This window comes from Pseudarthrobacter sp. L19 (assembly GCF_050859435.1).
GTDB lineage: Bacteria > Actinomycetota > Actinomycetes > Actinomycetales > Micrococcaceae > Arthrobacter.
The window spans coordinates 1146084-1171658 of sequence record NZ_CP193935.1 but is presented as its reverse complement, the minus strand read 5'-3'; the positions used below and the strand labels follow the sequence as shown (position 1 = coordinate 1171658).

20 protein-coding genes and 2 pseudogenes are annotated in these 25575 nt (G+C 69.4%); 16 read left to right on the top strand and 6 right to left on the bottom strand.

Features of this window, described 5'->3' with window-relative positions; genetic code table 11:
- Positions 1-18: 18 nt before the first annotated feature.
- Both panC and ACRQ5B_RS05480 read left to right on the top strand, forming a co-directional pair.
- Positions 19-903, top strand: coding sequence for a pantoate--beta-alanine ligase (gene panC, locus ACRQ5B_RS05485; RefSeq protein WP_432397730.1), 885 nt, complete (start codon positions 19-21; stop codon positions 901-903).
- A 106-nt stretch (positions 904-1009) separates the two neighbouring features.
- Positions 1010-2572 (top strand): MDR family MFS transporter, encoded by a 1563-nt coding sequence (locus ACRQ5B_RS05480; protein WP_432397727.1) that lies wholly within the window; start codon positions 1010-1012, stop codon positions 2570-2572.
- A gap of 107 nt (positions 2573-2679) precedes the next feature.
- On the opposite strand, the gene ACRQ5B_RS05475 is transcribed toward ACRQ5B_RS05480, so the two are convergent.
- Both ACRQ5B_RS05475 and ACRQ5B_RS05470 read right to left on the bottom strand, forming a co-directional pair.
- Positions 2680-3513: an alpha/beta fold hydrolase gene (locus tag ACRQ5B_RS05475; protein ID WP_377971159.1), complete on the bottom strand. Its 834-nt coding sequence runs from the start codon at positions 3511-3513 to the stop codon at positions 2680-2682.
- Positions 3514-3522: 9 nt separating this feature from the next.
- Complete coding sequence (locus ACRQ5B_RS05470) at positions 3523-4146, bottom strand: thymidine kinase (RefSeq protein WP_290257006.1); 624 nt, start codon at positions 4144-4146, stop codon at positions 3523-3525.
- A gap of 89 nt (positions 4147-4235) precedes the next feature.
- On the opposite strand from ACRQ5B_RS05470, the gene lysS reads away from it, so the two are divergent.
- The 4 genes from lysS to ACRQ5B_RS05450 all read left to right on the top strand — a co-directional run bounded on the left by lysS (position 4236) and on the right by ACRQ5B_RS05450 (position 9259).
- On the top strand, positions 4236-5765 hold the full coding sequence (lysS, locus tag ACRQ5B_RS05465) for a lysine--tRNA ligase (protein WP_412884521.1): 1530 nt from the start codon (positions 4236-4238) through the stop codon (positions 5763-5765).
- A 2-nt stretch (positions 5766-5767) separates the two neighbouring features.
- Positions 5768-5962, top strand: a complete 195-nt coding sequence (locus ACRQ5B_RS05460; protein ID WP_364135927.1) for a hypothetical protein — start codon at positions 5768-5770, stop codon at positions 5960-5962.
- Between the two features lie 130 nt (positions 5963-6092).
- Positions 6093-6419, top strand: coding sequence for a histone-like nucleoid-structuring protein Lsr2 (locus ACRQ5B_RS05455; RefSeq protein WP_290257003.1), 327 nt, complete (start codon positions 6093-6095; stop codon positions 6417-6419).
- Positions 6420-6766: 347 nt separating this feature from the next.
- Positions 6767-9259, top strand: coding sequence for an ATP-dependent Clp protease ATP-binding subunit (locus tag ACRQ5B_RS05450; RefSeq protein WP_412884523.1), 2493 nt, complete (start codon positions 6767-6769; stop codon positions 9257-9259).
- A 133-nt stretch (positions 9260-9392) separates the two neighbouring features.
- On the opposite strand, the gene ACRQ5B_RS05445 is transcribed toward ACRQ5B_RS05450, so the two are convergent.
- Positions 9393-9839, bottom strand: a complete 447-nt coding sequence (locus ACRQ5B_RS05445; RefSeq protein ID WP_432397720.1) for a Rieske (2Fe-2S) protein — start codon at positions 9837-9839, stop codon at positions 9393-9395.
- Between the two features lie 124 nt (positions 9840-9963).
- Between ACRQ5B_RS05445 and ACRQ5B_RS05440 the strand changes: the two genes are divergently transcribed.
- The 5 genes from ACRQ5B_RS05440 to dhaM all read left to right on the top strand — a co-directional run bounded on the left by ACRQ5B_RS05440 (position 9964) and on the right by dhaM (position 15371).
- Positions 9964-12084 carry an alpha/beta fold hydrolase gene (locus ACRQ5B_RS05440; protein WP_432397717.1) on the top strand — a complete coding sequence of 707 codons (2121 nt, stop codon included), beginning with the start codon at positions 9964-9966 and terminating at the stop codon, positions 12082-12084.
- A gap of 58 nt (positions 12085-12142) precedes the next feature.
- Positions 12143-12652, top strand: coding sequence for an amino-acid N-acetyltransferase (locus ACRQ5B_RS05435; RefSeq protein ID WP_432397714.1), 510 nt, complete (start codon positions 12143-12145; stop codon positions 12650-12652).
- Positions 12653-13057: 405 nt separating this feature from the next.
- Positions 13058-14059, top strand: coding sequence for a dihydroxyacetone kinase subunit DhaK (gene dhaK, locus ACRQ5B_RS05430; RefSeq protein WP_412884527.1), 1002 nt, complete (start codon positions 13058-13060; stop codon positions 14057-14059).
- Between the two features lie 2 nt (positions 14060-14061).
- Positions 14062-14703 carry a dihydroxyacetone kinase subunit DhaL gene (gene dhaL, locus ACRQ5B_RS05425; RefSeq protein WP_290256997.1) on the top strand — a complete coding sequence of 214 codons (642 nt, stop codon included), beginning with the start codon at positions 14062-14064 and terminating at the stop codon, positions 14701-14703.
- A complete protein-coding gene (gene dhaM, locus ACRQ5B_RS05420; RefSeq protein WP_432397709.1) occupies positions 14700-15371 on the top strand; it encodes a dihydroxyacetone kinase phosphoryl donor subunit DhaM in 672 nt (223 codons plus the stop codon). Before dhaL ends, dhaM begins: the two co-directional genes overlap by 4 nt.
- A 23-nt stretch (positions 15372-15394) precedes the next feature.
- Here the strand turns inward: dhaM and ACRQ5B_RS05415 are convergent, their stop codons facing one another.
- A complete protein-coding gene (locus ACRQ5B_RS05415) occupies positions 15395-16213 on the bottom strand; it encodes an A/G-specific adenine glycosylase (protein ID WP_432398702.1) in 819 nt (272 codons plus the stop codon).
- Positions 16214-16513: 300 nt separating this feature from the next.
- On the opposite strand from ACRQ5B_RS05415, the gene ACRQ5B_RS05410 reads away from it, so the two are divergent.
- A complete protein-coding gene (locus ACRQ5B_RS05410) occupies positions 16514-17194 on the top strand; it encodes a hypothetical protein (protein WP_432397706.1) in 681 nt (226 codons plus the stop codon).
- Between the two features lie 67 nt (positions 17195-17261).
- On the opposite strand, the pseudogene disA reads toward ACRQ5B_RS05410, so the two are convergent.
- Positions 17262-18337: pseudogene (gene disA / locus ACRQ5B_RS05405) on the bottom strand (DNA integrity scanning diadenylate cyclase DisA).
- Positions 18338-18665: 328 nt separating this feature from the next.
- Here disA and ACRQ5B_RS05400 point away from each other — a divergent pair.
- Both ACRQ5B_RS05400 and ACRQ5B_RS05395 read left to right on the top strand, forming a co-directional pair.
- Positions 18666-20279, top strand: a complete 1614-nt coding sequence (locus tag ACRQ5B_RS05400; protein ID WP_412884531.1) for a peptide chain release factor 3 — start codon at positions 18666-18668, stop codon at positions 20277-20279.
- A gap of 186 nt (positions 20280-20465) precedes the next feature.
- The gene (locus tag ACRQ5B_RS05395; protein ID WP_432397703.1) at positions 20466-21833 is read left to right on the top strand and encodes a GAF domain-containing serine/threonine-protein kinase; all 1368 of its coding nucleotides are present in this window, start codon (positions 20466-20468) and stop codon (positions 21831-21833) included.
- Positions 21834-21923: 90 nt separating this feature from the next.
- Here ACRQ5B_RS05395 and ACRQ5B_RS05390 read toward each other — a convergent pair whose 3' ends face one another.
- The gene (locus ACRQ5B_RS05390; protein ID WP_432397700.1) at positions 21924-23126 is read right to left on the bottom strand and encodes a PucR family transcriptional regulator; all 1203 of its coding nucleotides are present in this window, start codon (positions 23124-23126) and stop codon (positions 21924-21926) included.
- Positions 23127-23223: 97 nt separating this feature from the next.
- Between ACRQ5B_RS05390 and ACRQ5B_RS05385 the strand changes: the two are divergent.
- Together ACRQ5B_RS05385 and ACRQ5B_RS05380 are read left to right on the top strand one after the other, a co-directional pair.
- Positions 23224-24290, top strand: a pseudogene (locus ACRQ5B_RS05385) (ferredoxin reductase).
- 13 nt (positions 24291-24303) lie between these two features.
- Entirely contained in the window at positions 24304-25488 is a 1185-nt protein-coding gene (locus tag ACRQ5B_RS05380) for a fatty acid desaturase family protein (protein WP_412884535.1), read from the top strand.
- Positions 25489-25575: the final 87 nt, after the last annotated feature.

The window sequence follows — 25575 nt, the reverse complement described above, 5'->3', positions numbered from 1 at the left end:
CTGAGGAAGGACCCCGATATGCCCATCCAGCTGGTGACCACCGCCGCTCAGCTGCGTGCCGAGAGTGCCCGCCTGCTCACCGAAAAGGGCGGCAGCTCGCAGGGCATCGTCCCCACCATGGGCGCCCTGCACGAGGGCCACGCCGCATTGGCGCGCACCGCCGTCGCGCAGAACGACGTGGTGGTGGCCACCATCTTCGTCAACCCGCTGCAGTTCGGCGAGGCCGTGGACCTGGAACGCTACCCGCGCACGCTCGAGGCGGACCTGGCGCTCCTGGAGGCGGAGGGCGTGGACCTTGTCTTCGCGCCGTCCGTCGAAGAGGTCTACCCCGGCGGGGAGCCGATGGTCAGGATCACCTCGGGCGCGCTGGCCGAGAAGTGGGAGGGCGCGTCCCGTCCCGGGCACTTCGACGGCGCGCTGACCGTGGTGGCGAAGCTGCTGCACTACGGGCTGCCGGGCGCCCAGGCCGACTACCGGGCGTACTTCGGCCAGAAGGACGCCCAGCAGCTGACCCTGGTACGCCGGATGGTGGCCGACCTGAACTTCCCGGTAGAGATCGTGGCCGTCCCGATCGTGCGGTCAGCGGACGGGCTGGCGCTCTCCAGCCGGAACCGCTTCCTTTCCGACGCCGAACGCGAGGCCGCGCTGGTCCTCTCGCGGGCGCTGCGCCTGGTCGAGGACCGGGCCAACGCGCACGAACCCCTAGACCTGGACTCCGCCCGGGAGCTGGTGGAGTCCCAGCCGCTCGTGGAACTGAACTACTTCGACGTCGTCGATCCGCGCACCCTCGAACCGCTCGCGGAAAACTGCCGCGAAACGCCGTTCCGGGGCGAGGCCCTGGTGCTCATCGCGGCCAAGGTGGGCCCGGTGCGGCTGATCGACAACGTACCGCTGGACTCCTAGGGAACAAATAGTCCGCCGGGAGGGAATGACCTTTCCGGCCTGAGGGTTGAAAATCGTAGTGGCGGCCGTGTCCGCCAATCCGCCATCACATCCCCGAGGGAACCCCATGCCTGAAGAAGCCCGTTCCACCGTCCAGGAGGGCCTGGCCCCGCCCCGGACCGACGCCGAAAGCGCCGACGTCGGAAGCGCCGACGCCCAAAGTACCGGAACCGGAAACCGCGCGGAAACCCCCGCCGGCTCCCCGGCAGCGAACGCCGGCGCGGCCAAACCCGCGCCGGAGAAGCTGTCCCGCGAATCCGTGACGGTCATCGCCACCCTGCTGGTGGCCACGTTCGTGGTGATCCTGAACGAGACCATCATGAACGTCGCGCTGCAGCGGCTCATGGTGGACCTGCGCGTGGACGCCCCCACGGTCCAGTGGCTGGCCACCGGCTTCATGCTGACCATGGCCGTGGTAATCCCCACCACCGGGTTCATCCTGCAGCGGCTGACCACCCGGGCCGTCTTCATGCTGGCCATGGGACTGTTCTCCGGCGGCACCCTGCTGGCCGCCCTCGCCCCGGGCTTCACGGTGCTGCTGCTGGCCCGGATCGTCCAGGCCGCCGGCACCGCCATCATGCTGCCGCTGCTGATGACCACCATCCTGACCCTGGTGCCGATCTCCCGCCGCGGCGCGGTCATGGGCAACGTCAGCATCGCGATCTCGGTGGCCCCCGCCATGGGTCCCACCGTCTCCGGCCTGATCCTGCAGAACTTCTCCTGGCGCTTCATGTTCGTCTTCGTGCTGCCGATTGCACTGCTGGCCTTCGCGATCGGGGCCAAGTTCCTGCGCAACATCGGCGAGAACGAGAAGACCCGCCTGGATGCGGTCTCCGTGGTCCTCACCATCCCGGCCTTCGGCGGCGTGGTCTACGGGCTGAGCCAGATCGGCGGCGGCACCTCCGGGCCGCCCGCCCCCGCCGTCGCCGCGCTCGCCGTCGGCGTCGTGGCCCTGACCGCCTTCGTGTTCCGGCAGCTGCGGCTGCAGAAGCGGGACGAGCCGCTGCTGGACCTGCGGGCCTTCAACTTCCGGATGTTCACCGTCTCCGTGCTGCTGCTGGTGGTCGCGATGGTCGCGCTGTTCGGCGCCGTCATTCTGCTGCCGCTCTACCTGCAGGAAATCCGCGGCCTGAAGTCGCTGGAAACCGGCCTGGTGCTGCTCCCGGGCGGCCTCGCGATGGGGCTGCTGGGCCCGGTGATCGGCCGGCTGTTCGACAAAGTTGGCCCGCTGCCGCTGACCGTGACCGGTTCCGTGCTGATGGTCCTCTCGCTCTGGCAGCTGGCCGGACTGGACGCTCAGTCGCCGGTGGGCTGGATCATCGGCCTGCACGTGACCCTCAGCTTCGGCCTGGCGCTGCTGTTCACCCCCGCCTTCACCACCGGACTGAACCCGCTACCGCCGCACCTGTACTCCCACGGTTCGGCCATCCTGAGCACCCTGCAGCAGGTAGCCGGTGCGGCCGGCACCGCGCTGCTGGTCTCGATCTTCGCGGTGGTCTCCGTTGCGTCCGGTCCGGCAGCGGGCATGCACGCGGCGTTTTTGACCGCCGCCGCGATCGCCGTCGCCGCGCTCGTGCTCTCGCTGCTGATGCGCAAGACCGAAGGGGCTGCCGGGCCCGCGGGCCACTGAGAAACCCGGCCCACTGAGAACCGGGCCTCTGAGAGGGGGAGCGGGCAAGTCCCGCTCCCCGCGCCCGGGTCAACAGACGCGGTTGGTGCCGCCGCGGGGGACTTGCGTCAGCCGGCGAAGAAGGCGCTCAGCTCCGAGATGAGCTTCTCCGGTGCCTTGTTCACGCCGTCGTGGCCCATGCCCGGCAGGATCGTGTAGCTCGAACCGGAGAGCACGTCGTGGATCTGGGCGCAGGCCACGCCGAAGTACGCCGGGCTCTTCTCGCCCACCACGATCAGGGTCTCCAGCGGCAGGGCCAGGAACGGTTCGGCCGGCATGTCGGCGGCGATAATCGCCTTGATCTCGCGGACGCCGGTCTTCATCAGCTCCCGCAGCTGCTTGCCCACCGGGGTCCCGGCGGTCAGCTTGTTGGCCAGGGTCAGCATGGACAGCGGCATCCGGGAAACGGCGCTTCCGGTCTCCAGCCCGCGCACCAGCACGGCCAGGGCCCGGTCGTCGTCGCCGGCGGCGGTGAGGCGTTCGTACTCGGGAATCCAGTCAGCGGTGACGCTGTGGTTGACCGAGACGGCCGGGTCGTAGACCGCCAGCCGCTCCACCGGCAGGGTGCGGGCTGCGTGCAGGGCGACGGCGCCGCCGAAGCTGTGTCCGAACACGTCCGTGCTGTTGGTGTGCTTCATCACGGCGTCGAGGTCGTGGATGTCCACGTCCAGCGTGTAGTCCTCCGGCTGCGGCGAGGAGCCACCGCGGCCGCGGCGGTTAAAGGTGTGGACCGGCCGGCCGAGGGAGGCGCTGAGCTTCTGCGCAAACTTGGTGTAGTCGGCGGCGGTCACCATCGAGGCGGACACGACGACGACGCCGGAGCCGGCCGCGGACAGTTCCGCCCCCGTGCTGAACAACTCGAGGGTTCCGCCGTCGGGGGTGTGGATGTTCTCGCGGGTCATGGCTTGAGCCTAGCCCAGCCGGCCGCCGGATACCTCGAGATAGCAGGAGCCGCAGAGGGATTCGTACCAGGCGTCCTGGCCGTCGATGGCGACCTGTTCGCCGTCGAACACCACCCTGTCGCCGATCCGGCGGGTGTTGAAGATCGCCTTGCGCCCGCAGCGGCAGATCGTCTTCAGCTCCTCCAGGGTGTGGGCGATCTCCAGCAGCCGCAGCGATCCCGGGAAAGCGCGCGTCCGGAAGTCCGTGCGGATGCCGTAGGCCAGCACCGGCACGTTGTCCAGGACGGCGATCCGGAACAGGTCATCCACCTGCTCCGGCGTCAGGAACTGCGCCTCGTCCACCAGCAGGCAGGCCACCGGGGGTGTGTCCACGTGCTGCAGGAGCGCGTCCGGGTCATCCCCGTGCGCCAGGGCGGAGAACAGCTCCCGCGCGGACGCACCCGCTGGGATCAGGAAATCGACGTCGCGGGTCATGCCCAGGCGGGAGACGACGGCGGTGTCGCCCTTGGTGTCGATGTCCGGCTTGGCCAGCAGCACCCGCTGGCCGCGTTCCTCGTAGTTGAAGGCCGCCTGGAGCAGGCCCGTGGACTTGCCGGAGTTCATCGCGCCGTAGCGGAAGTAGAGCTTGGCCAAGGGGGTCCTTTCAGGAGCGGTCGCCCCCGATTCTAGTGCCACCGCCCCCGATCCCGGGCGCTCAGGAATCCCCGGTAAACTTAGGGATTGTGACTTCCCAAAACACCCCTGCCCCGAACACGCCCGAGCACTCCGACGCCAGCGAACAGACCCTGGTCCGGATGGAAAAGCGCGCGAAGCTGATCGAGCGCGGGATCGAGGCCTACCCGGTGGGCGTCGAGCGGACCCACTCGCTGACGGATATCCGGGAGAAGTACGCCCACCTCGTCGCCGACGAGACAACCGGCGACGTCGTCGGCGTCACCGGCCGCATCGTCTTCATCCGCAACACCGGCAAGCTTTGCTTCGCCACCCTGCAGGAGGGCGGCCTCGACGGCAAGGCGGTCCGCCTCCAGGTCATGCTCAGCCTGGCCAACGTGGGCGAGGAGGCGCTCGCCGACTGGAAGTCCCTCGTGGACCTCGGCGACCACGTCTTCATCAAGGGTGAGGTCATCTCCTCCCGCCGCGGCGAGCTCTCCGTCATGGCCGAGTCCTGGTCCATGGCGTCCAAGGCCCTGCGCCCGCTGCCCGTGCTGCACGCGGAACTGAACGAGGAAACCCGCGTCCGCCAGCGCTACGTGGACCTGATCGTCCGCGACGAGGCCCGCGAGATGGTTTACACCCGCGCCGCGATCACCCGCTCCATCCGCGAGACCCTGCACCGCCAGGGCTACGTGGAGGTGGAGACCCCCATGCTGCAGCTGGTCCACGGCGGCGCCACCGCCCGCCCGTTCGAGACGCACATGAACGCGTTCGACCAGAAGATGACCCTGCGCATCGCCACCGAGCTGTATCTCAAGCGCACCGTCGTCGGCGGCATCGACCGGGTCTACGACATGGGCCGCGTCTTCCGCAACGAGGGCGTCGACTCCACCCACAGCCCCGAATTCACCACCCTGGAGAGCTACGAGGCCTGGGCCGACCAGTTCGTCATGGCGGACCGGATCAAGGAGATCATCCTCGACGCCGCGGACGCCGCCGGCGTGGGCCGGGTGCTGCAGACCGAGGCCGGCGAGATCAACCTCGACGGCGACTGGGCCTGGATGGCCGTCTACCCGGGCCTCTCCGACTTCGTCGGCCAGGAGATCACCCCGGACACCCCGGCCGCCGAGCTGCTGGCTCTCGCGGAAAAGCACGAGGTCAAGGTCGACGCCGCCTGGGACGCGGAGAAGCTCGTCGTCGAACTCTTCGGCGAACTGGTCGAACCCACCCTGCTGAACCCGACCTTCGTCTATGACTACCCGCCGTCCGCGCAGCCGCTGGCCCGCCAGCACCGTGAGGACGGCCGCCTGATCGAGGCCTGGGACCTGATCATCGGCGGCATGGAGCGCGGCACCGCGTTCTCCGAGCTGATCGACCCCGTCATCCAGCGCGAACGCCTCACCGAACAGTCGCTGCGCTCCGCCGCCGGCGACGTCGAGGCCATGCAGCTGGACGAGGACTTCCTCCGGGCCCTCGAATACGGCGCCCCGCCGATGGGTGGCATTGGCCTCGGCATCGACCGGCTGGTGATGCTGTTCACCGGTGCGGGCATCCGCGAGACCATCCTGTTCCCGCTGCTCAAGCCCGAAGGCAACTGATCATGGATTACATTGCCGTGCTGCTTCCCTCCGTGGTGGTGGGCCTCATTTTCTGGTTCGTGATGAAGGCAATATTCAACGCCGATAAATCCGAACGCCAGGCCGAGGCCCGCGCCCAGGCGGAGGCCGACGCAGCAGTAAACGCCCCGGCCGCGAATTCCGCGCCGGATCAGGGCCATTCCCCGGAACAGTCCTAGAAAGTCATTAGCCGGCGCTGTTTTCCCACAGCGTAGTTTTCCGCTTTGACTCGGCGCCATAAAGAGATGGATACTTTTTACAGTTACATCCTGCTTTTCTAAATGCTCCTCCTTCGAAAAGAGAGTCTTTATGGCACAGAAAGTTGAAATCATCCTCGTGGATGATCTGGATGGGGGATCCGCGGACGAAACTGTCCGGTTTGGGCTGGACGGCGTCAGTTACGAAATTGACCTGTCGGCCAACAATGCTTCAGAACTGCGCTCGTCGCTCGAACGTTATGTGGGCCAGGCCCGCAAAACGTCCGCCGGCCGGCCCACCCGCACCAAGGCCGCCAGCGGCCGAAATCAGGATTCGGCCCAGATTCGCCAGTGGGCCCGTGACAATGGCTACGCGGTCAACAGCCGCGGCCGAATCCAGGCCGAAATTCAGGAAGCCTACCAAAAGGCCAATTCCTAGGATTGGCGCCGGTTCCGGCCCCTAAGGCTGGAACGAATTGCCCGAAGCGAATCCCCCGCCATCCGGTGGGGGCTTCGCTGCGTCCGGGGTCCGTACGCTCCTCCCCGGTTACCGGCCGGCTGCGGCTTGCCGGGCCGACGCCGGGGCCCGGCTGGGCCGGAATATGGCCGTATCCGGGGATGGTCCGGCCTGATGCGGCGGAGGTAACCGGGGAGGAACGCACGCACGGGCCGTGCACGCCGCCCGGGTCCCCGCAACCGCCCCGGTTTCCCCTGTGGCGAACAAGCCACAAATTACGAAGACCGCCACGTAGCATCAAAGTACGTCGTAGCTAGGAGTGTGGCGAAATGTTTGAGCGATTTACGGACCGTGCCCGTCGCGTAGTTGTGCTTGCCCAAGAAGAGGCACGCATGCTGAACCACAATTACATCGGTACCGAACACATCCTCTTGGGTCTGATCCATGAGGGTGAAGGTGTTGCCGCCAAAGCCCTCGAGTCCTTGAGCATTTCGCTCGACGGCGTCCGCGAACAGGTGCAGGAGATCATCGGGCAGGGCCAGCAGGCACCGTCCGGTCACATCCCCTTCACGCCGCGGGCCAAGAAGGTGCTGGAACTCTCCCTGCGCGAGGCCCTGCAGCTCGGCCACAACTACATCGGCACCGAGCACATCCTGCTCGGCCTCATCCGCGAGGGTGAAGGCGTTGCCGCACAGGTGCTGGTCAAGCTCGGCGCAGACCTGAACCGGGTCCGCCAGCAGGTCATCCAGCTGCTCTCCGGCTACCAGGGCAAGGAATCCGCCGGAGCCGGTGTCGGCGCGGGCCAGGCCGAGGGTACCCCCGCCGGCTCGGTCGTCCTCGACCAGTTCGGCCGGAACCTGACCCAGGCCGCCCGGGAAAACAAGCTCGATCCCGTGATCGGCCGCGAGCAGGAAATGGAACGCGTCATGCAGGTCCTTTCCCGCCGCACCAAGAACAACCCCGTCCTGATCGGTGAACCCGGTGTCGGTAAGACCGCCGTCGTCGAGGGCCTGGCCCAGGCGATCGTCCGCGGCGACGTCCCGGAGACCATCAAGGACAAGCAGCTCTACACCCTGGACCTCGGTTCCCTGGTGGCCGGATCCCGCTACCGCGGTGACTTCGAAGAGCGCCTGAAGAAGGTCCTCAAGGAGATCCGCACCCGCGGCGACATCATCCTGTTCATCGACGAGATCCACACCCTGGTGGGTGCGGGCGCGGCCGAGGGTGCCATCGACGCGGCCTCGATCCTGAAGCCCATGCTGGCCCGCGGCGAGCTGCAGACCATCGGCGCCACCACGCTGGATGAGTACCGCAAGCACATCGAGAAGGACGCCGCCCTGGAGCGCCGCTTCCAGCCGATCCAGGTCAAGGAGCCCTCCGTCGCGGACGCGATCGAGATCCTCAAGGGCCTGCGTGACCGCTACGAGGCGCACCATCGCGTGACCATCACCGACGGCGCCCTCGCCTCGGCTGCGAGCCTCTCCGAGCGCTACATCTCGGACCGCTTCCTGCCGGACAAGGCCATCGACCTGATCGATGAGGCCGGCGCCCGGCTGCGCATCCGCCGGATGACCGCTCCGCCGGAGCTGAAGCTGATGGACGAGAAGATCGCGGCCATGAAGCTGGAGAAGGAATCGGCGATCGACGCCCAGGACTTCGAAGGTGCCGCCTCGCTGCGCGACAAGGAGCAGAAGCTCATTGCCGAGCGTGCCGAGAAGGAACGCCAGTGGAAGACCGGCGGCATGGACGACATCTCCGAGGTGGATGAGGACATCATCGCCGAGGTGCTCGCGAACTCCACCGGCATCCCGGTCTTCAAGCTGACCGAGGAAGAATCCTCGCGCCTGCTGAAGATGGAAGAGGAACTGCACAAGCGCGTCGTCGGCCAGGACGAGGCCATCAAGGCCCTGTCCCAGGCGATCCGCCGCACCCGTGCCGGCCTCAAGGACCCGAAGCGTCCCGGCGGCTCGTTCATCTTCGCCGGCCCCACCGGCGTCGGCAAGACCGAGCTGGCCAAGGCCCTCGCGGAGTTCCTGTTCGGCGAGGAAGACGCACTGATCACCCTGGACATGTCCGAGTACTCCGAGAAGCACACGGTCTCGCGGCTCTTCGGTGCCCCTCCGGGCTACGTGGGCTACGAAGAGGGCGGCCAGCTGACCGAAAAGGTCCGGCGTCGTCCGTTCTCCGTGGTGCTCTTCGACGAGGTGGAAAAGGCCCACGCGGACCTCTTCAACTCGCTGCTGCAGATCCTGGAAGACGGCCGCCTGACCGACTCCCAGGGCCGCGTGGTGGACTTCAAGAACACCGTGATCATCATGACCACCAACCTCGGTACCCGGGACATCTCCAAGAGCGTCGCCACCGGCTTCCAGTCCGGCACGGACACGCAGACCGGCTACAACCGGATGCGCGCCCGGGTCACGGAGGAGCTCAAGCAGCACTTCCGCCCCGAGTTCCTGAACCGTGTTGACGACGTCGTGGTCTTCCCGCAGCTGACCCAGGACGAGATCATCGAGATCGTCGACCTGTTCGTCACCCGCCTGGAGCGCCGCCTGAAGGACAAGGACATGGGCATCGAGCTCACGCCCGCGGCCAAGGTGCTCCTGGCTACCCGCGGTTACGACCCCGCGATGGGTGCCCGGCCGCTGCGCCGCACCATCCAGCGCGAGATCGAGGACCAGCTCTCCGAGAAGATCCTCTTCGGCGAGCTGCACTCCGGTGACATCGTGGTGGTCGACGTCGAGGGTGAGGGCGACGAGGCGAAGTTCACCTTCGCCGGCAACGCCAAGCCGAGCATCCCGGAGATCGCGCCGACCCACTAGGGCAGGTTCGCTGCTCCGCAGCACCACACGCAACGGCCCCGGCCGCTTCCCTTACGGGAGCGGCCGGGGCCGTCGTCGTTAAGCCGTTGAGCGCTGGAGCGCCGGGGCTCGCGCCCAGGTTCGCGACGGGTCATCAGGCGGTAACGGTGATCCATTCGCCGTCGATCGCGGCCTTCAGCTTGGCCAGCGGCGCGCGGGCCGGACCCTGGATGACGCTGCCGTCGCTGCCCTTGAAGGAGGAGCCGTGGCAGGGGCATTCGAAGTCGCCGCCGGCCGGGGCCACCGGGCAGCCGGCGTGGGTGCAGGCGGCGTCGTAGGCCAGGACGGTCTTCTCGTCCGGGCGGAAGATCACCACGGCCTTGCCGTTGACCTTGCCGGTGGCGGTCCCGCCCACCTTGACCTCGCTGACCTTCCCGACCTGCACCGGGGTGCCGGCCGGGACAGAAAACGCCGCGGCGTCGCTGGTGGCGGCCGCGTCGGAGTCCGGCCCGGAGCAGGCGGAGAGCGTCAGGGCGGTGCCGCCGGCCGCTCCGGCGCCAAGCAACAGGGAACGTCGGGGGAGCATCTGTTCAGGATTCATGGGCCCATTCTGCCAAGCGGCGCTGGGAATTGGCTGCGGACGGGCACCCCGGAATCTTGAAAGCATTGTTTCACTCTTAGTGAACCCGGTGTGAGCGGGAGCACATCGGGTGTTGAATCGGACCATGCCTTCAACCGAAACGCCTGCGACCGGCGGGCTTCCCCAGACACCCTTCCACGACCTGGACCACTACCTGGCCATCCCACGCATCAGCGGCCTCGCCATGAGCCCGGACGGCCGGCGACTGGTCGTCTCCGTCGCCACCCTGAACGACAAGGGCACCGACTACCGCACCGCGCTCTGGGAGATCGACCCGGCCGGGACGCGCCCGGCCCGCCGGCTGACCCGCAGCGCCAAGGGCGAGGCCGGGGCCGCGTTCGCGGCCGACGGCACCCTCTACTTCACCTCCGAGCGCCCCGACCCGGAGAACCCGGACGCCGACGCGGTCAAGGCCCTCTGGGCGCTGCCGGCCGACGGCGGAGAGGCACGCCTGGCTCTCTCCCGCGCCGGTGGGGTCAGCGGCGTGCTGGCCGCCCGGGACGCCGACGCCGTGTTCGTCACCGCCCCGGTCCTGGCCGGCTCCACGGAGGAGGCCGACGACGAGGACCGCCGGAAGGCCCGCAAGGACAAGAAGGTCGCGGCCATCCTGCACACCGGCTACCCGGTGCGGTACTGGGACGCCGACCTCGGCCCCGGCCAGCCCCGGATCTTCGCGGTCGAACCCGGTGCGGAACCGGAGAACGGCACCCCTGGAACGGTCGACGCCGCCACCCCCGCCACCCTGCGGAACCTCACCCCGGAGGCGGGCAGCGGGCTCCGCGAGGCCGAGATGTCGGTCAGCCCGGACGGGAAGACCGTCTACAGCAGCTTTACCCGGCCGCTGGCCAACGCCGACTCCCGGATCGTCCTGGTGGCCGTGGACGTCGCCACCGGCACCACGCGCGTCCTGCTGGATGAGCCGGGAATGAGCTACTTCCCCGGGCCGGTCAGCCCGGACGGCCGCACCCTGGCCGTGGTCAGCGAAACCGACACCACCCCGGAGCAGGCGCCGCAGGTCCGGCTGCACCTGCTGGACCTCACAGGCCCGGACGGGAAGCTCAGTCCGCGGGCGGAAGGCTGGGACCGCTGGCCGCGCCCGGCCGCCTGGCTGCCGGACGGATCGGCCCTGCTGGTCACCGCGGACGAGGACGGGGCCACCCCGGTGTTCCGGGTGGACGTGGCGGGCTCCGGCACCGGCAGCGCGGCCGCTTCACCGCGCCGGCTGACCGGCGATGCCGCGGCCTACACCGACGTCGTCGTCTCCCCGGACGGGCGCCACGCCTATGCGCTCCGCAGCTCCTACGAATTCCCCGCCGAGGCGGTCCGGATAGACCTCGCCTCCGGCGACGTCACCCGGCTGCATGCTCCCGCCGGGCGGCCGGCGCACCCGGGCCGGCTGGAACGGGTGGAAACCACCGCCGCGGACGGCCGGCGGGTCCCCGCCTACCTGGCCCTGCCCGACGACGCCTCGGCGGAGAACCCGGCCCCGCTGCTGCTCTGGATCCACGGCGGCCCGCTGGGCTCCTGGAACGCCTGGACCTGGCGCTGGAACCCCTGGCTGCTGGTGGCCCGGGGCTACGCCGTCCTGCTCCCGGACCCGGCCCTGTCCACCGGCTACGGCCAGGACCACATCCAGAGCGGCTGGGGTGAGTGGGGCAAGGCCCCCTTCACGGACCTGATGGCGATCACCGACGCCGTCGTGGACCGGCCGGACATCGACCAGACCCGCACCGCGGCGATGGGCGGCTCCTTCGGCGGCTACATGGCCAACTGGGTGGCCGGCCAGACGGACCGGTTCAAGGCGATCGTCACCCACGCCAGCCTCTGGGCGCTGGACCAGTTCGGCCCCACCACCGACGCGGCCCAGTACTGGCTGAAGGAAATGACCGAGGAGATGGCCGCGGCCAACTCCCCGCACCTGTTCGTGGAGAACATCCGCACCCCCATGCTGGTGATCCACGGCGACAAGGACTACCGGGTCCCGATCGGCGAGGGCCTGCGGCTCTGGTACGAGCTGCTCGCCAAGTCCCAGCTCGCCGCGGACGGGGACGGCCGCACCGACCACCGCTTCCTCTACTTCCCGGACGAAAACCACTGGATCCTGCAGCCGCAGCACGCCAAGGTCTGGTACGGCGTCGTCGAGCACTTCCTCGCCCGGCACCTGCTGGAGGAGGACATCCCGGTGCCCGCGGAGCTGGGCGTCTAGCCCGCCGGGGAGGCGGGAGGCGCGCGGGGGCGGCGGGGCGGAGCCGTAGGATGGGGCTGTGACTGAGCCCATCCGGATCCGCCCTGCCCGCACCCACGACGTCGCCACGATCAAGACCCTCGTAGCGCCCCTGGCGGACCAGCGGATCCTGATGGCGAAGGAGACGGTCGCCTACTACGAGAGCCTGCAGGAGTTCCGGATCGCCGAATCGGCCGACGGCGAGATCATCGGCTGCGGTGCGCTGCACGTGATGTGGGAGGACCTCGCGGAGGTGCGCACCCTGGCCACCTCCGAGGCCTGGCGCGGCAAGGGCGTCGGGCACATGCTGGTGGAGCACCTCCTCGAGGATGCCCGGGCCCTGGGTGTCTCCCGGGTCTTCTGCCTCACCTTCGAGGTGGACTTCTTCAAGCGGCACGGCTTCGTCGTGATGGCGGACCAGACGGCGGTGGACCCGGTGGTCTACTCCGAGCTGCTGCGCTCCCACGACGAGGGCGTCGCCGAGTTCCTGGACCTGGCCCGGGTCAAGCCCAACACCCTGGGCAACACCCGCATGATCCGCGCCCTGTAGCAACCGCTTTTTGCCTCTTCCGCTAAATCTACTTGGTGGATAAACTGATGCCGGCCCAATGGGGAGGGCCGCCGTCGTCCGGAGGCAGACTGTGCAGCACCGCGTGATCTTTCCTGACTTTTCCGCGTTCCAGATGTCCGTGGACGCCCCTCCGCTGCCGCCGTGCGACGCTCCCGGCTACGGAGGCGGAACGGGAGGCGGCGCCGGAGCGGACGGCGAACCCGGCGGCGCCCCGGACGCAGGCGTGGGCCCCGGCCGGCGGATGCCCCCGCAGGAGGGACTGGGCCCGGACGCGTGGCCGGAGTTCCCCGCCAAAGTCCAGCCCGGCCCCGGAGCCTACCGCGCGCCGGATGCCGGTAGTAGGGTTCAACCAAAGCAGCCAGGACACCATCCAGGAGCGCAGCCATGAAGAAACTCATCAACGATCCCAAGGCCGTGGTCGACGAATCAGTGGAGGGCTTCGGACTCGCCCACGCGGACCTCGTCACCGTCCACCCCGACCCGAAATACATCGTCCGCAAGGATGCCCCGGTGGCCGGAAAGGTAGGCCTCGTCTCCGGCGGCGGCAGCGGCCACGAACCCCTGCACGGCGGCTACGTGGGGAAGGGCATGCTGGACGCCGCGGTCCCCGGCGCCGTCTTCACCTCGCCCACGCCGGACCAGATCCTGCCGGCCACGCTCGCGTCCAACTCCGGCGCCGGCGTCGTCCACATCGTCAAGAACTACACCGGCGACGTGCTGAACTTCGAGACCGCCGCCGAGCTCGCCCAGGCCGAGGGGGTGGAGGTCCGCACCGTGCTGGTCAACGACGACGTCGCCGTGCAGGACTCGCTCTACACCGCCGGGCGCCGCGGCGTGGGCGGAACCGTCCTGGTCGAGAAGATCGCCGGTGCCGCGGCCGAGCGCGGCGATGACCTGGATGCCGTCGCCGCGATGGGGGACCGGGTCAACCAGAACGTGCGCAGCATGGGCGTGGCGCTGACCGCCTGCACGGTCCCGCACGCGGGCGTCCCCAGCTTCGAGCTGGAGGACAACGAGATCGAGATCGGCATCGGCATCCACGGCGAACCCGGCCGGCACAAGATCCCCATGGAGCCCGCGGACGGCATCACCGACCGTCTCCTGGATCCCGTGGTCAGCGACCTGGGCCTGGCGTCCGGGGACAAGGTCCTTCTGTTCGTCAACGGCATGGGCGGCACTCCGCAAAGCGAGCTCTACATCGTTTACCGCCGCGCGGTGCACCGGCTCGAGGAGCAGGGCGTGAGCGTGGAGCGCTCGCTGGTGGGCAACTACATCACCTCCCTCGAGATGCAGGGCTGCTCCATCACCGTCCTGAAGCTCGACGACGAGATGACAGCCCTCTGGGACGCACCCGTGCACACCGCCGCCCTGCGCTGGGGCGCCTGACCGTGGGGCTGGACGTCGGCTGGGCCGTGCGCTGGCTGACCTTGTCGGCGGAGGCCATGGCCGAGCACCGGGTGGAACTGATCGAACTGGATCGGCCCATCGGGGACTCGGACCACGGCGAGAACATGGACCGCGGCTTCAAGGCCGTGATGGACAAGCTCGCCGAGGCGCCCCCGGAAACCGCCGGAGCCGCGTTGAAGCTGACCGCCATGACGCTGATGTCCAAGGTGGGCGGAGCCGCGGGACCGCTGTACGGCACCGCCTTCCTGCGGGCAGCCACCGCCCTCGGCGACGCCGCGGACATCGACGCCGGCACGCTGGCCACGGCACTGACGGCCGCCCGGGACGGGATCGTGGCCCGCGGCAAGGCCGAATCGGGGGACAAGACGATGGTGGATGCCTGGACCCCTGCCGTTGACGCGGGTTCGGCCGCTGCCGGGGCCGACGGCGGCAGCCCGGGCCGGGTGCTGGCCGCGGCGGCTGATGCCGCGGAAGCGGGGGCCGTCTCCACCGACCCGATGCAGGCGCGCAAGGGCCGCGCGAGCTACCTGGGGGAGCGAAGCATCGGCCACCGCGACCCGGGCGCCGTCTCCACCGCCCTGATCCTGCGCGCCGCCGCCGAGGCCGCGGAGGGCGCCGCATGACGGTGCGGCTGGTGGTGGTCTCACACAGCGCGAAAATCGCCGAGGGCGCCGTCGAACTCGCCGCCCAGATGGCGCCGGACGTGCCCATCATCGCCGCGGGCGGCACCGACGACGGGCGAATCGGAACCAGCCTGGAGAAGGTCATGGCCGCGCTGGAACAGGCCGACGGCGGCGAGGGCGTTGTGGTCCTCACGGACCTGGGCTCCGCCGTGATGACGGCGGAATCCGCCGTGGAGTTCGCCGCGGACCCCGGTTCCATCCACCTGGCCGACGCCCCGCTGATCGAGGGCCTGGTGGCGGCCGCTGTGTCCGCGCAGACCGGGGCCGACGCGGAGACCGTGAAGGAGGCCGCCGAGGCCGTCTACCGGCCGCCGGAGCACCATCACGCCCATGCGGAGAGGACCGCGGCGCCGGAAGCGCAGGGGGACTTCGAACTGGTCAACAAGGCCGGCATGCACGCCCGGCCGGCCGCCAAAATCGCCGGGAGCCTCGCCGGCATGGACGCAACGGTCACCGTCAACGGCGTCGACGGGGAGTCCATGACCGAGCTGATGATGCTGGGCGCCGGACAGGGCACCGTGCTGCACATCGAAGCCAGCGGTCCGGACGCGGTCAAGGCCGTGGAATACCTGGGCGGACTCATCACCGACGGGTTCGGCGAGCCCTAAGCCCCACCTGGTTCCTCGGGCGCTCAGGCCGGCAGCTGAAGTCCGGCCGGATGCTGTTGTGCCAAGCCGTCGGCCAGCAGCCCGGCCACGGCCCGCTCCAGCTGTTCCGGCGGGGCATTCAGCCGGTGCAGGGCGGCCAGCGGCATACCGATCCCAGCAGGAGTGAACCCCAGGTCGGCGGGCGCGCGGTCCAGCAACTCCCGGGGCACCGGCGCCTCGGCAAGACGCAGCACCGCGACAACGGCCCCGCGGACCTGGCGGTCCGTGCCGTGCCAGGCCTGGCCCTTGGGCGTGTAGGTGGGCGCGGGTTCCCCGGCGGCCAGCCACGCGCACGCGTCCCGGACCGGGCACTGCCCGCACTTGGGTGAGCGGGCGGTGCAGACCAGGGCGCCGAGTTCCATCACGGCGGCGTTCCAGCGCACCGATTCCGGGCCGCCGGCGGGCAGCAGCTCCGCGGCCAGGCGCATCTCCGCGGCGGTGAGCGCCGGGGCGGGCAGCGCGGCGCCACCGATCAGCCGGGCGTGCACCCGGCGGATGTTGGTGTCCACCACCGTTTCCCGCCGACCGAAGGCGAAGGCGGCGACGGCGGCCGCGGTGTAGGTTCCGACGCCGGGCAGCGCCAAGAGCTCCTGGTAGGTGCCGGGCACCTGCCCGTCGTGGTCCTTGACGATCGCCGCCGCGGCAGCGTGCAGCCGCAGGGCGCGCCGCGGATAGCCCAGCCGGCCCCACGAGCGGACGGCCTCCCCGGGGGCTTCCCGGGCCAGGTCGGCCGGTTCGGGCCAGCGCCGAAGCCACTCCTCCCACACCGGCAGCACCCGCACCACGGGGGTCTGCTGCAGCATGATCTCGCTGACCAGGACGCCCCAGGGGGTTCGGCCCGCCTCGCGCCACGGCAGGTCCCGGGCCGTGTCCGCGAACCAGGAGTCCAGGGCGGCATGGAGCTCCGCCAGCCGTCCGGCGGGCGGCGCGGCGGGGGCGGTAACTGCCTGCGCGGCGGGTGAGCCGGGCGCGGCGGGGGCGGCCACTGTTTCGGGGGAGGAGGTCATGGTTTTGATCGAACCAGCTTAATAGAGACGCGCACCATAGCCGGACCAGCGGCGTGGTGGTGTGTGATCGGGGGCGTGGTTCTCTAGCCTAGAAGAATGGTCAGGCAAGGCAACGCTCGCGGTACGGCCCGGAAACCGGGTAAGGCCGTCTACCGCCGTCGCCGCCTCCTTGCCGGCGCCGTCCTGCTCCTGGTCCTGGCGCTCGCGGTGGCCGGTGTCGTGGCCGTCTCCAACGCCGTTTCCGGTGGCTCTTCCGATGGCCCCGGGCAGGCAGGCAGCGCCGACGGAAATGGCGCCACCGCGTCTGCCGCCGCGTCCGGGACGGCCTCCGCCGTCGCCTCCGCCTCCGCGAGCCCTTCCGCCTCCGCGACGCCCAGCCCGACGTCGGCCTGCGACGACAAGCTGATCACGGTCACCGCCGCCACGGACAAGGCCGTCTACGGTCCGGGCGAGAACCCGCTGCTGACCCTGAAGGTCACCAACGGCAACCAGGTCCCCTGTGAGGTCAACATCGGCACCTCACAGATGGAGTACGTCGTCACCAGCGGCGCGGACCGGATCTTCTCCTCGGCAGACTGCCAGGCCGAGAGCAGCGATTTGGTGAAGTCGATCGGACCCGGCCAGAGCGAGACGGCCAACTTCCCGTGGGCCCGGAACCGGTCCGTCGACGGCTGCAAGGCCGTCACGGCGCAGCCCGGCGGCGGCGGGGCGTACTACGTCTTCACGGCGCGGCTGGGGAACAAGACCAGCCCCAAGGCCGTCTTCCAGCTCGGCTGAGCCGGCCGGTCCGCAAGGAGAAAACCCGGCGGAGCCGGTCTATTGGAGCCGGTTCAGGGCAGCCGGTCTAGAGGAACCGGTCCAGCAGGCTGGCCTCCGCCATCCGGCTCAGGCCCTCGCGGACGGTCCTGGCGCGCTGATCGCCGATTCCGTCCACGGTCATCAGGTCATCGATGGTGGCCGCCATCAGGAACTGCAGGCCGCCGAAGTGGTCCACCAGCCGGTCTGCCACGGCCTTCGGGACCGCCTTGAGACCGGACAGCAGCCGGTAGCCGCGCGGCTGGACGACGGCGTCGAGGTTGGCCTCCCCGCCGGCGAACCCGACGATCCCGGCGATCTTGCCCAGGTCGATCAGCTCCGTCGAATCCAGGCTGACGAGCGCCTTCACGGCCTTGTCGATATCCTCGACGGAGGCGTGCGGGCCCGAGTAGTCCCGGATGATCACGTCGCTGCCGGGGCCGCGGCCCACGGTGAGCTCGTCCAGCTGCAGGGACAGCAGGCGGCCGTCCTCGCCGAGTTCCAGCACGTACTGGGAAATTTCTTCGGAGATCCGGCGCACCATCTCCTGGCGCTGCAGGGTGACGGCGACGTCGCGCACAGTCACCATCGCCTCGATTTCGAGGGCGGACAGCGAGCTGGTGACCTGGTCCAGCCGGGACCGGTACCGCTCGAGGGTGGCGAGTGCCTGGTTGGCGCGGGCCAGGACCTTCTCGGAGCCCTCCAGCACGTGCCGCAGGCCGTTGACGTAGAGGGCGATGATCTGCATCGACTGGCTCACGGAGATGACCGGCACACCGGTCTGGATGGCGACGCGCTCGGCGGTCCGGTGCCGGGTGCCGGTCTCCTGGGTCTCGATGCTGGAATCGGGTACCAGCTGGACGCCGGCGCGCAGGATGTTGCTGGCGTCCCTGTCACAGACGATCGCGCCGTCCATTTTCGCGAGTTCCCGCAACCGGGTGGGGAGAAGTCGATGCCGATCTCGAACCCGCCGGAGCAGAGGGATTCGATGGTCCGGTCCATGCCCAGCACGATCAGCGCGCCGGTGCGGCCGCGCAGAATCCGTTCAAGCCCGTCCCGGAGGGCGGTGCCGGGGGCCACCCTGGCCAGCGTCGCCTTGAGTGCGTCTTCGGGGCTCCGAGCCATGGGTGTTTCCCTTCAAAGGTGCAGGCCGCTGCCTGCTGTGCGCCGGATCCGCGGATTTCACACGGTGGCCGGTCAGAACAAAAATGCCCGGTCTCCCGGTAGCACCATCATAGGGGTACGGCCGGACGTTTTCCGCACGGACAAGCCCCAAAGTGGTCCATGGGAGCGTTATGGAAGAGCCCCGAAAGTGCTCTCCCCGGGCACTCCGGCGGACCGCATTTTTTGCCCCGCCGGGGCTGTCCCGCCGCCTGCGATAAACTGGAGTCCTGGGTGTATCGCGGGCTCTCCGCGCAGTGAACCCGCCCCAAGCCGCAGCGAAAGTAGCACCGTGTCCCAAGATGTCCACAGCCCCGCCCGAGTCCAGGAGATTCACAAGCAGGCGGGCCGGCGCCGGACCTTCGCAGTCATTTCCCACCCCGACGCCGGTAAGTCCACGCTGACCGAGGCGCTGGCGTTGCACGCGAAGGTGATCGGCACCGCCGGCGCGTCCAGCGGCAAGGCCAACCGCAAGGAAACGGTCTCCGACTGGATGCAGATGGAAAAGGACCGCGGCATCTCCATCAGCTCCGCGGCGCTCCAGTTCGCCTACCGGGACACCGTCATCAACCTGCTGGACACCCCCGGCCACGCCGACTTCTCCGAGGACACCTACCGCGTGCTCGCTGCCGTTGACTGCGCCGTCATGCTGGTGGACGCGGCCAAGGGCCTGGAAACCCAGACTATGAAACTGTTCGAGGTCTGCAAGCAGCGGAACCTGCCCATCATCACCGTGATCAACAAGTGGGACCGCCCCGGCCTGGACGCGCTGGCCCTGATGGACGAGATCACCGAACGCACCGGCCTGCAGCCCATGCCGCTGACTTGGGCCGTGGGCATCTCCGGTGACTTCCGCGGCGTCTGGGACCTGCGCAACGACCGTTTCGCCCGGTTCCAGCGCAACAACGCCGGCGCCAACATCGCCCTGACCGACTACTTCACCCCGGAACAGGCCGCCGAGAGCCAGGGCGATGACTGGTCCAACGCGGTGGACGAGGCCGGGCTGGTTATCGAGTCCAACCTCGCGTTCGACGTCGAGGCCTTCCACGCCGGCAAGGCCACCCCCATCCTCTTCAGCTCCGCGGCGCTCAACTTCGGCGTCAAGGAGATCCTGGATGCGCTGGTGGACTTCGCTCCGCCCGCCGCGCCGCGCCCCGACGTCGACGGCGACCCGCGCCCGGTGGACGCCCCGTTCGCCGGCTTCGTCTTCAAGGTCCAGGCCGGCATGAACAAGGCCCACCGCGACCACGTCGCCTTCATCCGGGTCTGCTCCGGCGTCTTCGAACGCGGCATGGTCGTGACCCAGGGCCGAACCGGGAAGTCCTTCGCCACCAAGTACGCCCAGCAGGTCTTCGGCCGCGAACGCGAGGTGATCGACGAGGCCTTCCCCGGCGACGTCGTCGGCCTGGTCAACGCCTCCGCGCTGCGGGTGGGTGACAGCCTGTTCCTGGACCAGCCGGTGGAATTCCCCGCGATCCCGCTGTTCGCGCCCGAACACTTCCAGGTGGCCCGCTCCAAGGACCCCAGCCGCTTCAAGCAGTTCCGCCGCGGCATCGAACAGCTCGAGCACGAGGGCGTCATCCAGGTGCTCCGCTCGGACATCCGCGGCGACCAGGCGCCCGTGCTCGCCGCCGTCGGCCCCATGCAGTTCGAGGTGGTCGAGGACCGGATGGCCCACGACTTCAGCGCCCCGATGCGGCTGGAGCGGCTGCCCTACTCGCTGGCCCGGATCACGACGGCGGACGCCATGCCCGCGCTGGCCAACGTCACCGGCGCGGAGGTGCTGCTGCGCTCCGACGGCGAGTACCTGGCCCTCTTCAACGACGTGTGGGCGCTGCGGCGGATCGAGAAGAACCTGCCGGACCTGACGCTGATCCCGATCGGCACCCACAACCCCGCAAAGTAGCCACCGCAATCACCGACCCGGACTCCCGGGGGCTGCGGCGAAATAAACGCCCGGACCCCTACCGTTCCGGCGATTCCGCGTTATCATAAGTAACCTTGCTAATTTGCGGGCGCCGGCCCCAGGCCTGCTCACAGCACCGATCCGCCGAGGTTCAGCGGACCCCGAACGAGGGAACACCTACACGCGTTGACCATCACCATCGAATCCGGAGCCCTGTTTGGCGGGCGCTACCGGATTGAGTCCCTGATCGGCCGGGGAAGCCAGTCCACCGTTTACCGGTGCTACGACCAGCAGCTGCACCGCGAGGTTGCCGTGAAGCTTTTCCGCGCCGACCCGGAGGGCCCCGGCGCCGTCCGGCTGCAGCGGCAGGAAGCCCGCATCCTCGCCGGGATGAGCCACCACGCCCTGGTGATGCTGCTGGACGCCGGATCCGACCACGACGACGACGGCCAGGAGCTTAGTTACCTGGTGATGGAGTACGTCCCCGGCCAGGACCTGCGGCACCGCACTGTCCGCGGCCCGCTCTCCGCCGCGCATATGGCACACATCGGCTACGACCTCGCCGAGGGCCTGTCCTACATCCACCACCACGGCGTGGTGCACCGGGACGTCAAGCCCGGAAACGTCCTGCTGGTGGACTACAGCAACGAGGACCGCAGGCCCCGGGCCAAGCTCACCGACTTCGGCGTCGCCTGCTTCGCGGACGCCCCGGATGACGACCAGGAGGACGGCGGCACCTCCGGAACGCCCGCCTACCTCAGCCCCGAGCAGGCTGCCGGCGGCCCGGCCGGTCCCGCCAGCGACGTCTATTCCCTGGGGCTGGTGCTGCTGGAGGGCCTCACCGGGAACATGGCCTACCCCGGCGCGCCGATCCAGTCCGCCGTCGCGCGGCTCCTCCATGACCCGAAAATCCCCGACGAGCTGGCGCCCAAGTGGGCGGAACTGCTCACCTCCATGCTCTCCCGCGACCCGGCCGACCGGCCGCCCGCCAGGGAGGTGGCCCTGGCCCTCCGGCAGGAGATCATCAGCTCGTCCGGACGTCGACGCCGGCACGCCACGGCGCCCGACGAGGCCGGACGGATGCGGGCCGTGGAACGCTACGGCATCCTGGATACGCCCGCGGACGGCTCCTTCGACCGGATCGCGGCGCTGGCGGCGCGGATGTTCTCCGTGCCGGTGGCGATCATCAGCATCGTCGACCACGACCGGATCTGGTTCAAGACACACCACGGCACCGACGTGACGGAGATCGGCCGCGACCCCGGGCTTTGCGCCTCGGCCATCCTCCAGGACGGTCCCTGGATCGTGAACGACGCCACCCGCGACGCGCGGACCCTCACGAACCCCTTGGTGGCCGGGGACTTCGGGCTCCAGTTCTACGCCGGCATTCCGCTGCGGACCCCGGACGGCTACAACCTGGGCACCTTTTGCATCCTGGACCGGGAACCCCGCGAGTTCAGCGAGGAGGACACCCGCTCCCTCGAGGATTTGGCCGCCCTGGTGATGAACGACCTCGAGCTGAGGCTGCGCGGCAGGGAACTGGCCGCGGGCTGAGCCGCCCGGGCTAGGGGAGGCGGCGTCGCTCTGGCGCCCGCTGAGCTGGCGCCCGCTGAGCTGGCGCCCGCTGAGCTGGCGCCCGCTGAGCTAGCGCCTGCCGGCGTTCAGGGCCAGCTCCAGCTCGAAGCGCGCCACAGGGTCCTCCAGCGCGTCGCCGAACAGCTCCCGCAGCTGCACCGCCCGGTACCCCACGGTCTGCGGGTGGATCCCGAGCTCCGCGGCCACCGGGCCCCGCTGGCCCCAATGCCGCAGCCAGGACAGCAGCGTCTCGGCCAGCCGTTCGCGCTGCGCGGGACGGAGTCCCTCCAACGGGGCCAGCCGACGGCTGGCCAGCTCGGCGATGGCCGACGGTTCGGCGCCCAGCACCACGGCGGCCAGGTGCTCGTCCGCCCAGATCGGTGGATCCTCCGGGGCGTCGCGGTGCGGCAGGACCGACGCCGCCAGCACGGCCAGGCGCAGTGAGTCGGGCACCTTTTCCCAGCCACCGGCCGGCCCCACGGCGGCCCCGCGGCCCCGCAGTGCGTTGTCGACGTCCCGCCGTGCGGCCGCCGAACGGGGTGCGGGGACAAGCACGACGGCGTCGGTCTCCCGTTCAATCACCAGGGTCCCGGGGCCCAGCCGCAGGCGCAGCCCCGCCGCCCGGTCCAGCGGCAGCGTCACCACGCACATCCGCCGCGGCAGCGCCCAGTCGGCCATCGCCGCGGTCTGGCGGAGGGCCGCCTCGTCCGCCTGGCCGAGCAGCAGCAGGTCCAGCAGCTCCGTCCGGCGGCGGTCCACCGCGCCTGCCCGCTCCGACTGTTCGAAGGCGTAGGCCTCGGCGCTGACGGCGGACAGCTCGTCGATGTAGGCCAGGATCGACTCGCCCAGGTCCACCACCACGTTTTGGCCCAGGTGCTGGTCCATCGAGACCTTGGACATCTCCCGGAATGTCACCCGCGCGCCCATCCGGTAGGCGCTCAGCAGCGCGTCCATGCTCCTGCCCTGGCGGAATTCGCCGCTGCCAAGCCCTGCCACCAGTTCCCGGCTTTCCTCCGAGAGGGCCGGCAGTGCCGTGCCGGGCAGCTGCAGGAAACGGTCGAGGGCCGCCGCCACCCCGCGCCTCAGCCCCCGGCCGAAGCGGCCCTCGATGGGGCGGGCGTAGGCCGGCACCAATTGCGGCACCGCGTCGATGATGGCCTCCACGATGCCCGGCATCCGGGGCCGGAGCACGTCGCTGACCTCCTTGGGCAGGGCCAGCCAGGGCGGGTCGTAGGCGGGGTGACCGGTGCCGGAGGTGGGTGCCGCATCCATGGTGGACTCCAAAAACTGTTGTTTAGCGATAGTTTCTATGTCCCGATCGTATGCCCGGGGTGAAGAATTATGACTCATCCCGACATACACTTGATGAATGATCCGGCTCCGTAAGCTGGCGCGCGCCGCATCTCTGCTGACCACCCCGCTAGCCCCAGAAGACATTCTGTCGCTATTCAACCCCGTGTTTTCCTCCCGCCAATTGCGCGGCGTGGTCACCAGGGTGGTCCCGGAAACGGCCGACTCCGCCACCATCTTTTTCCATCCCGGCCGCGGCTGGCAGGCGCACCGCGCCGGCCAGTGGGCCCGCATCGGCGTCGAACTCAACGGCGTCCGCCATTGGCGCTCCTACTCGCTCAGCGCACCCGCCGGCGAGGATCCCGCCATCACCGTCACGGACATGGGCGCCGTCTCCGGCGCGCTGGTCCGCAACACCAAGCCCGGCGACGTGCTGTTCCTGGCCCCGCCGCAGGGACACTTCGTCCTGCCCGAGCACCCGCGGCCCCTGCTGATGCTTACCGCCGGCAGCGGCATCACCCCGGTGATGTCCATGATCCGCACGCTGGTCCCGCACCGGCCGGATGCCGACGTCGTCCTCATCCACACCGCCCGGACCCGGGAGGACTCGATCTTCCTGGAGGAGCTCGCCGAACTCGCCGACCAGTTCCCCAACTTCACGGTGACCCAGTGGTTCACCGGCGAACGCGGCCGGGCCGACTTCAGCTCCGGCGCCGAACTGGACCGTCTGTGCCCGGACTGGCGGGACCGCGCCGCCTACGCCTGCGGGCCGGAGGGATTCCTGGACGACGCCGAATCGCTCTGGGCAATCGAATCCGGCACCAACGAGCCCGGAACCGACCTCACGATTGAACGCTTCAGCACCAACCTGGGCGGCGGCGAGGGGCACGACGGCGGCCTGGTCACCTTCGAGGCCTCCGACCGCGAGGTCGAAGCCGACGGCGCCACGCCGCTGCTCGACGTCGGCGAGGACGCCGGCGTGCTGATGCCCAGCGGCTGCCGCATGGGCATCTGCCACAGCTGCCTGACCCCCTCCGGGCCGGCCAGGTCCGTGACCTTCGCAGCGGCGAGGTGCACGGCGAGCCCGGCCAACTTATCCAGACGTGTGTCTCGGCAGCCGCCGGGCCCGTGAACCTCGACCTCTGAGGAGAGCCACCCTATGACCACGCTTGCAGAAAACCCCACCGTCGACGGCGAAGCCGCCGCTCCGGCGTCAGCCGTCGCCAAGCCCCGCAAGGGCGCCCTGGCCGAAACCGGCAGCCCGCTGGTCCGCCCGCCGGCCGCCGCGCACCTCTCCGATGAGCAGGTCGCGGAGCTCGGCCGCGAGCTGGACGCCATCCGGGACGCGGTGCTGGCCAAGCGCGGCGCTGAGGACGCGGCGTACATCCGCCGAATGATCAAGATCCAGCGCGGGCTCGAGATCTCCGGCCGCGCGGCCCTCCTGGTGAGCAAGAACAAGGCGGCGTGGGCCACCGGCACCACCCTGCTGAGCCTCGCCAAGATCCTCGAGAACATGGAACTGGGCCACAACATCCTGCACGGCCAGTGGGACTGGATGCGGGATCCGGACATCCACTCCACCACCTGGGAATGGGACTTCGTCACCCCGTCCCGGTCCTGGCAGCACACCCACAACGACCTCCACCACCGCTGGACCAACGTGGTCGGCAAGGACAACGACATCGGATACAACCTGCTCCGGATGGATCCGCAGCAGGAATGGAAGCCCTTCAACCTGGGCAACCCGGTCTACAACGCCCTGCTGGCCCCGGTCTTCGAATGGGGAATCGCCGTCTACGACCTGGAACTCGTGGAATACCGCGAGGGAAAGAAGAGCAAGGAGGCCCTGCTCAAGGACCTCAAAGCCCTCGGCATCAAGGCGGTCAAGCAGTTCACCAAAGACTATGCCGCCACCCCCGCCGTCGCCATGCTCAGCGGCTCCGGCAAGCAGGCCCTCTACGGCACCCTGGCCGCCAACGCCATCCGCAACGTCTGGGCCCACGCGGTCATCTTCTGCGGGCACTTCCCGGACGGTACGGACACCTTCACGGAGGAAATGGTCGACGGCGAGACCCGCGGTGACTGGTACGTGCGCCAGATGATCGGCTCGGCCAACATCTCCGGTTCACCGTTCATGCACCTGATGACCGGCAACCTCTCGCACCAGATCGAGCACCACCTCTTCCCGGACCTGCCCTCCAACCGGTACGCCGAGGTTGCGCCCAAGGTCCGGGACATTTGCCGCCGCTACAACCTGCCGTACAACACCGGCCCCATGTGGAAGCAGGTCGGCTCCACCTGGGCCAAGATCTTCAAGCTCGCGCTTCCGCCGAAGAAGGCCTAGCAGCTTCGTAGTTCCTGCTTGACCCGAAAGGGGCGTCCGCCATTCCGGCGGACGCCCCTTTTCGTGCTCCTTTTCTCGTGCCCCAGT

Coding starts and splice junctions, on each gene's coding strand:
- panC (WP_432397730.1), top strand. CDS start 19: ATGCCCATCCAGCTGGTGACCACCGCCGCTCAGCTGCGTGCCGAGAGT.
- ACRQ5B_RS05480 (WP_432397727.1), top strand. CDS start 1,010: ATGCCTGAAGAAGCCCGTTCCACCGTCCAGGAGGGCCTGGCCCCGCCC.
- ACRQ5B_RS05475 (WP_377971159.1), bottom strand. CDS start 3,513: ATGACCCGCGAGAACATCCACACCCCCGACGGCGGAACCCTCGAGTTG.
- ACRQ5B_RS05460 (WP_364135927.1), top strand. CDS start 5,768: ATGGATTACATTGCCGTGCTGCTTCCCTCCGTGGTGGTGGGCCTCATT.
- ACRQ5B_RS05455 (WP_290257003.1), top strand. CDS start 6,093: ATGGCACAGAAAGTTGAAATCATCCTCGTGGATGATCTGGATGGGGGA.
- ACRQ5B_RS05450 (WP_412884523.1), top strand. CDS start 6,767: ATGTTTGAGCGATTTACGGACCGTGCCCGTCGCGTAGTTGTGCTTGCC.
- ACRQ5B_RS05445 (WP_432397720.1), bottom strand. CDS start 9,839: ATGAATCCTGAACAGATGCTCCCCCGACGTTCCCTGTTGCTTGGCGCC.
- ACRQ5B_RS05440 (WP_432397717.1), top strand. CDS start 9,964: ATGCCTTCAACCGAAACGCCTGCGACCGGCGGGCTTCCCCAGACACCC.
- dhaK (WP_412884527.1), top strand. CDS start 13,058: ATGAAGAAACTCATCAACGATCCCAAGGCCGTGGTCGACGAATCAGTG.
- dhaM (WP_432397709.1), top strand. CDS start 14,700: ATGACGGTGCGGCTGGTGGTGGTCTCACACAGCGCGAAAATCGCCGAG.
- ACRQ5B_RS05415 (WP_432398702.1), bottom strand. CDS start 16,213: ATGCTGCAGCAGACCCCCGTGGTGCGGGTGCTGCCGGTGTGGGAGGAG.
- ACRQ5B_RS05410 (WP_432397706.1), top strand. CDS start 16,514: ATGGTCAGGCAAGGCAACGCTCGCGGTACGGCCCGGAAACCGGGTAAG.
- ACRQ5B_RS05390 (WP_432397700.1), bottom strand. CDS start 23,126: ATGGATGCGGCACCCACCTCCGGCACCGGTCACCCCGCCTACGACCCG.
- ACRQ5B_RS05380 (WP_412884535.1), top strand. CDS start 24,304: ATGACCACGCTTGCAGAAAACCCCACCGTCGACGGCGAAGCCGCCGCT.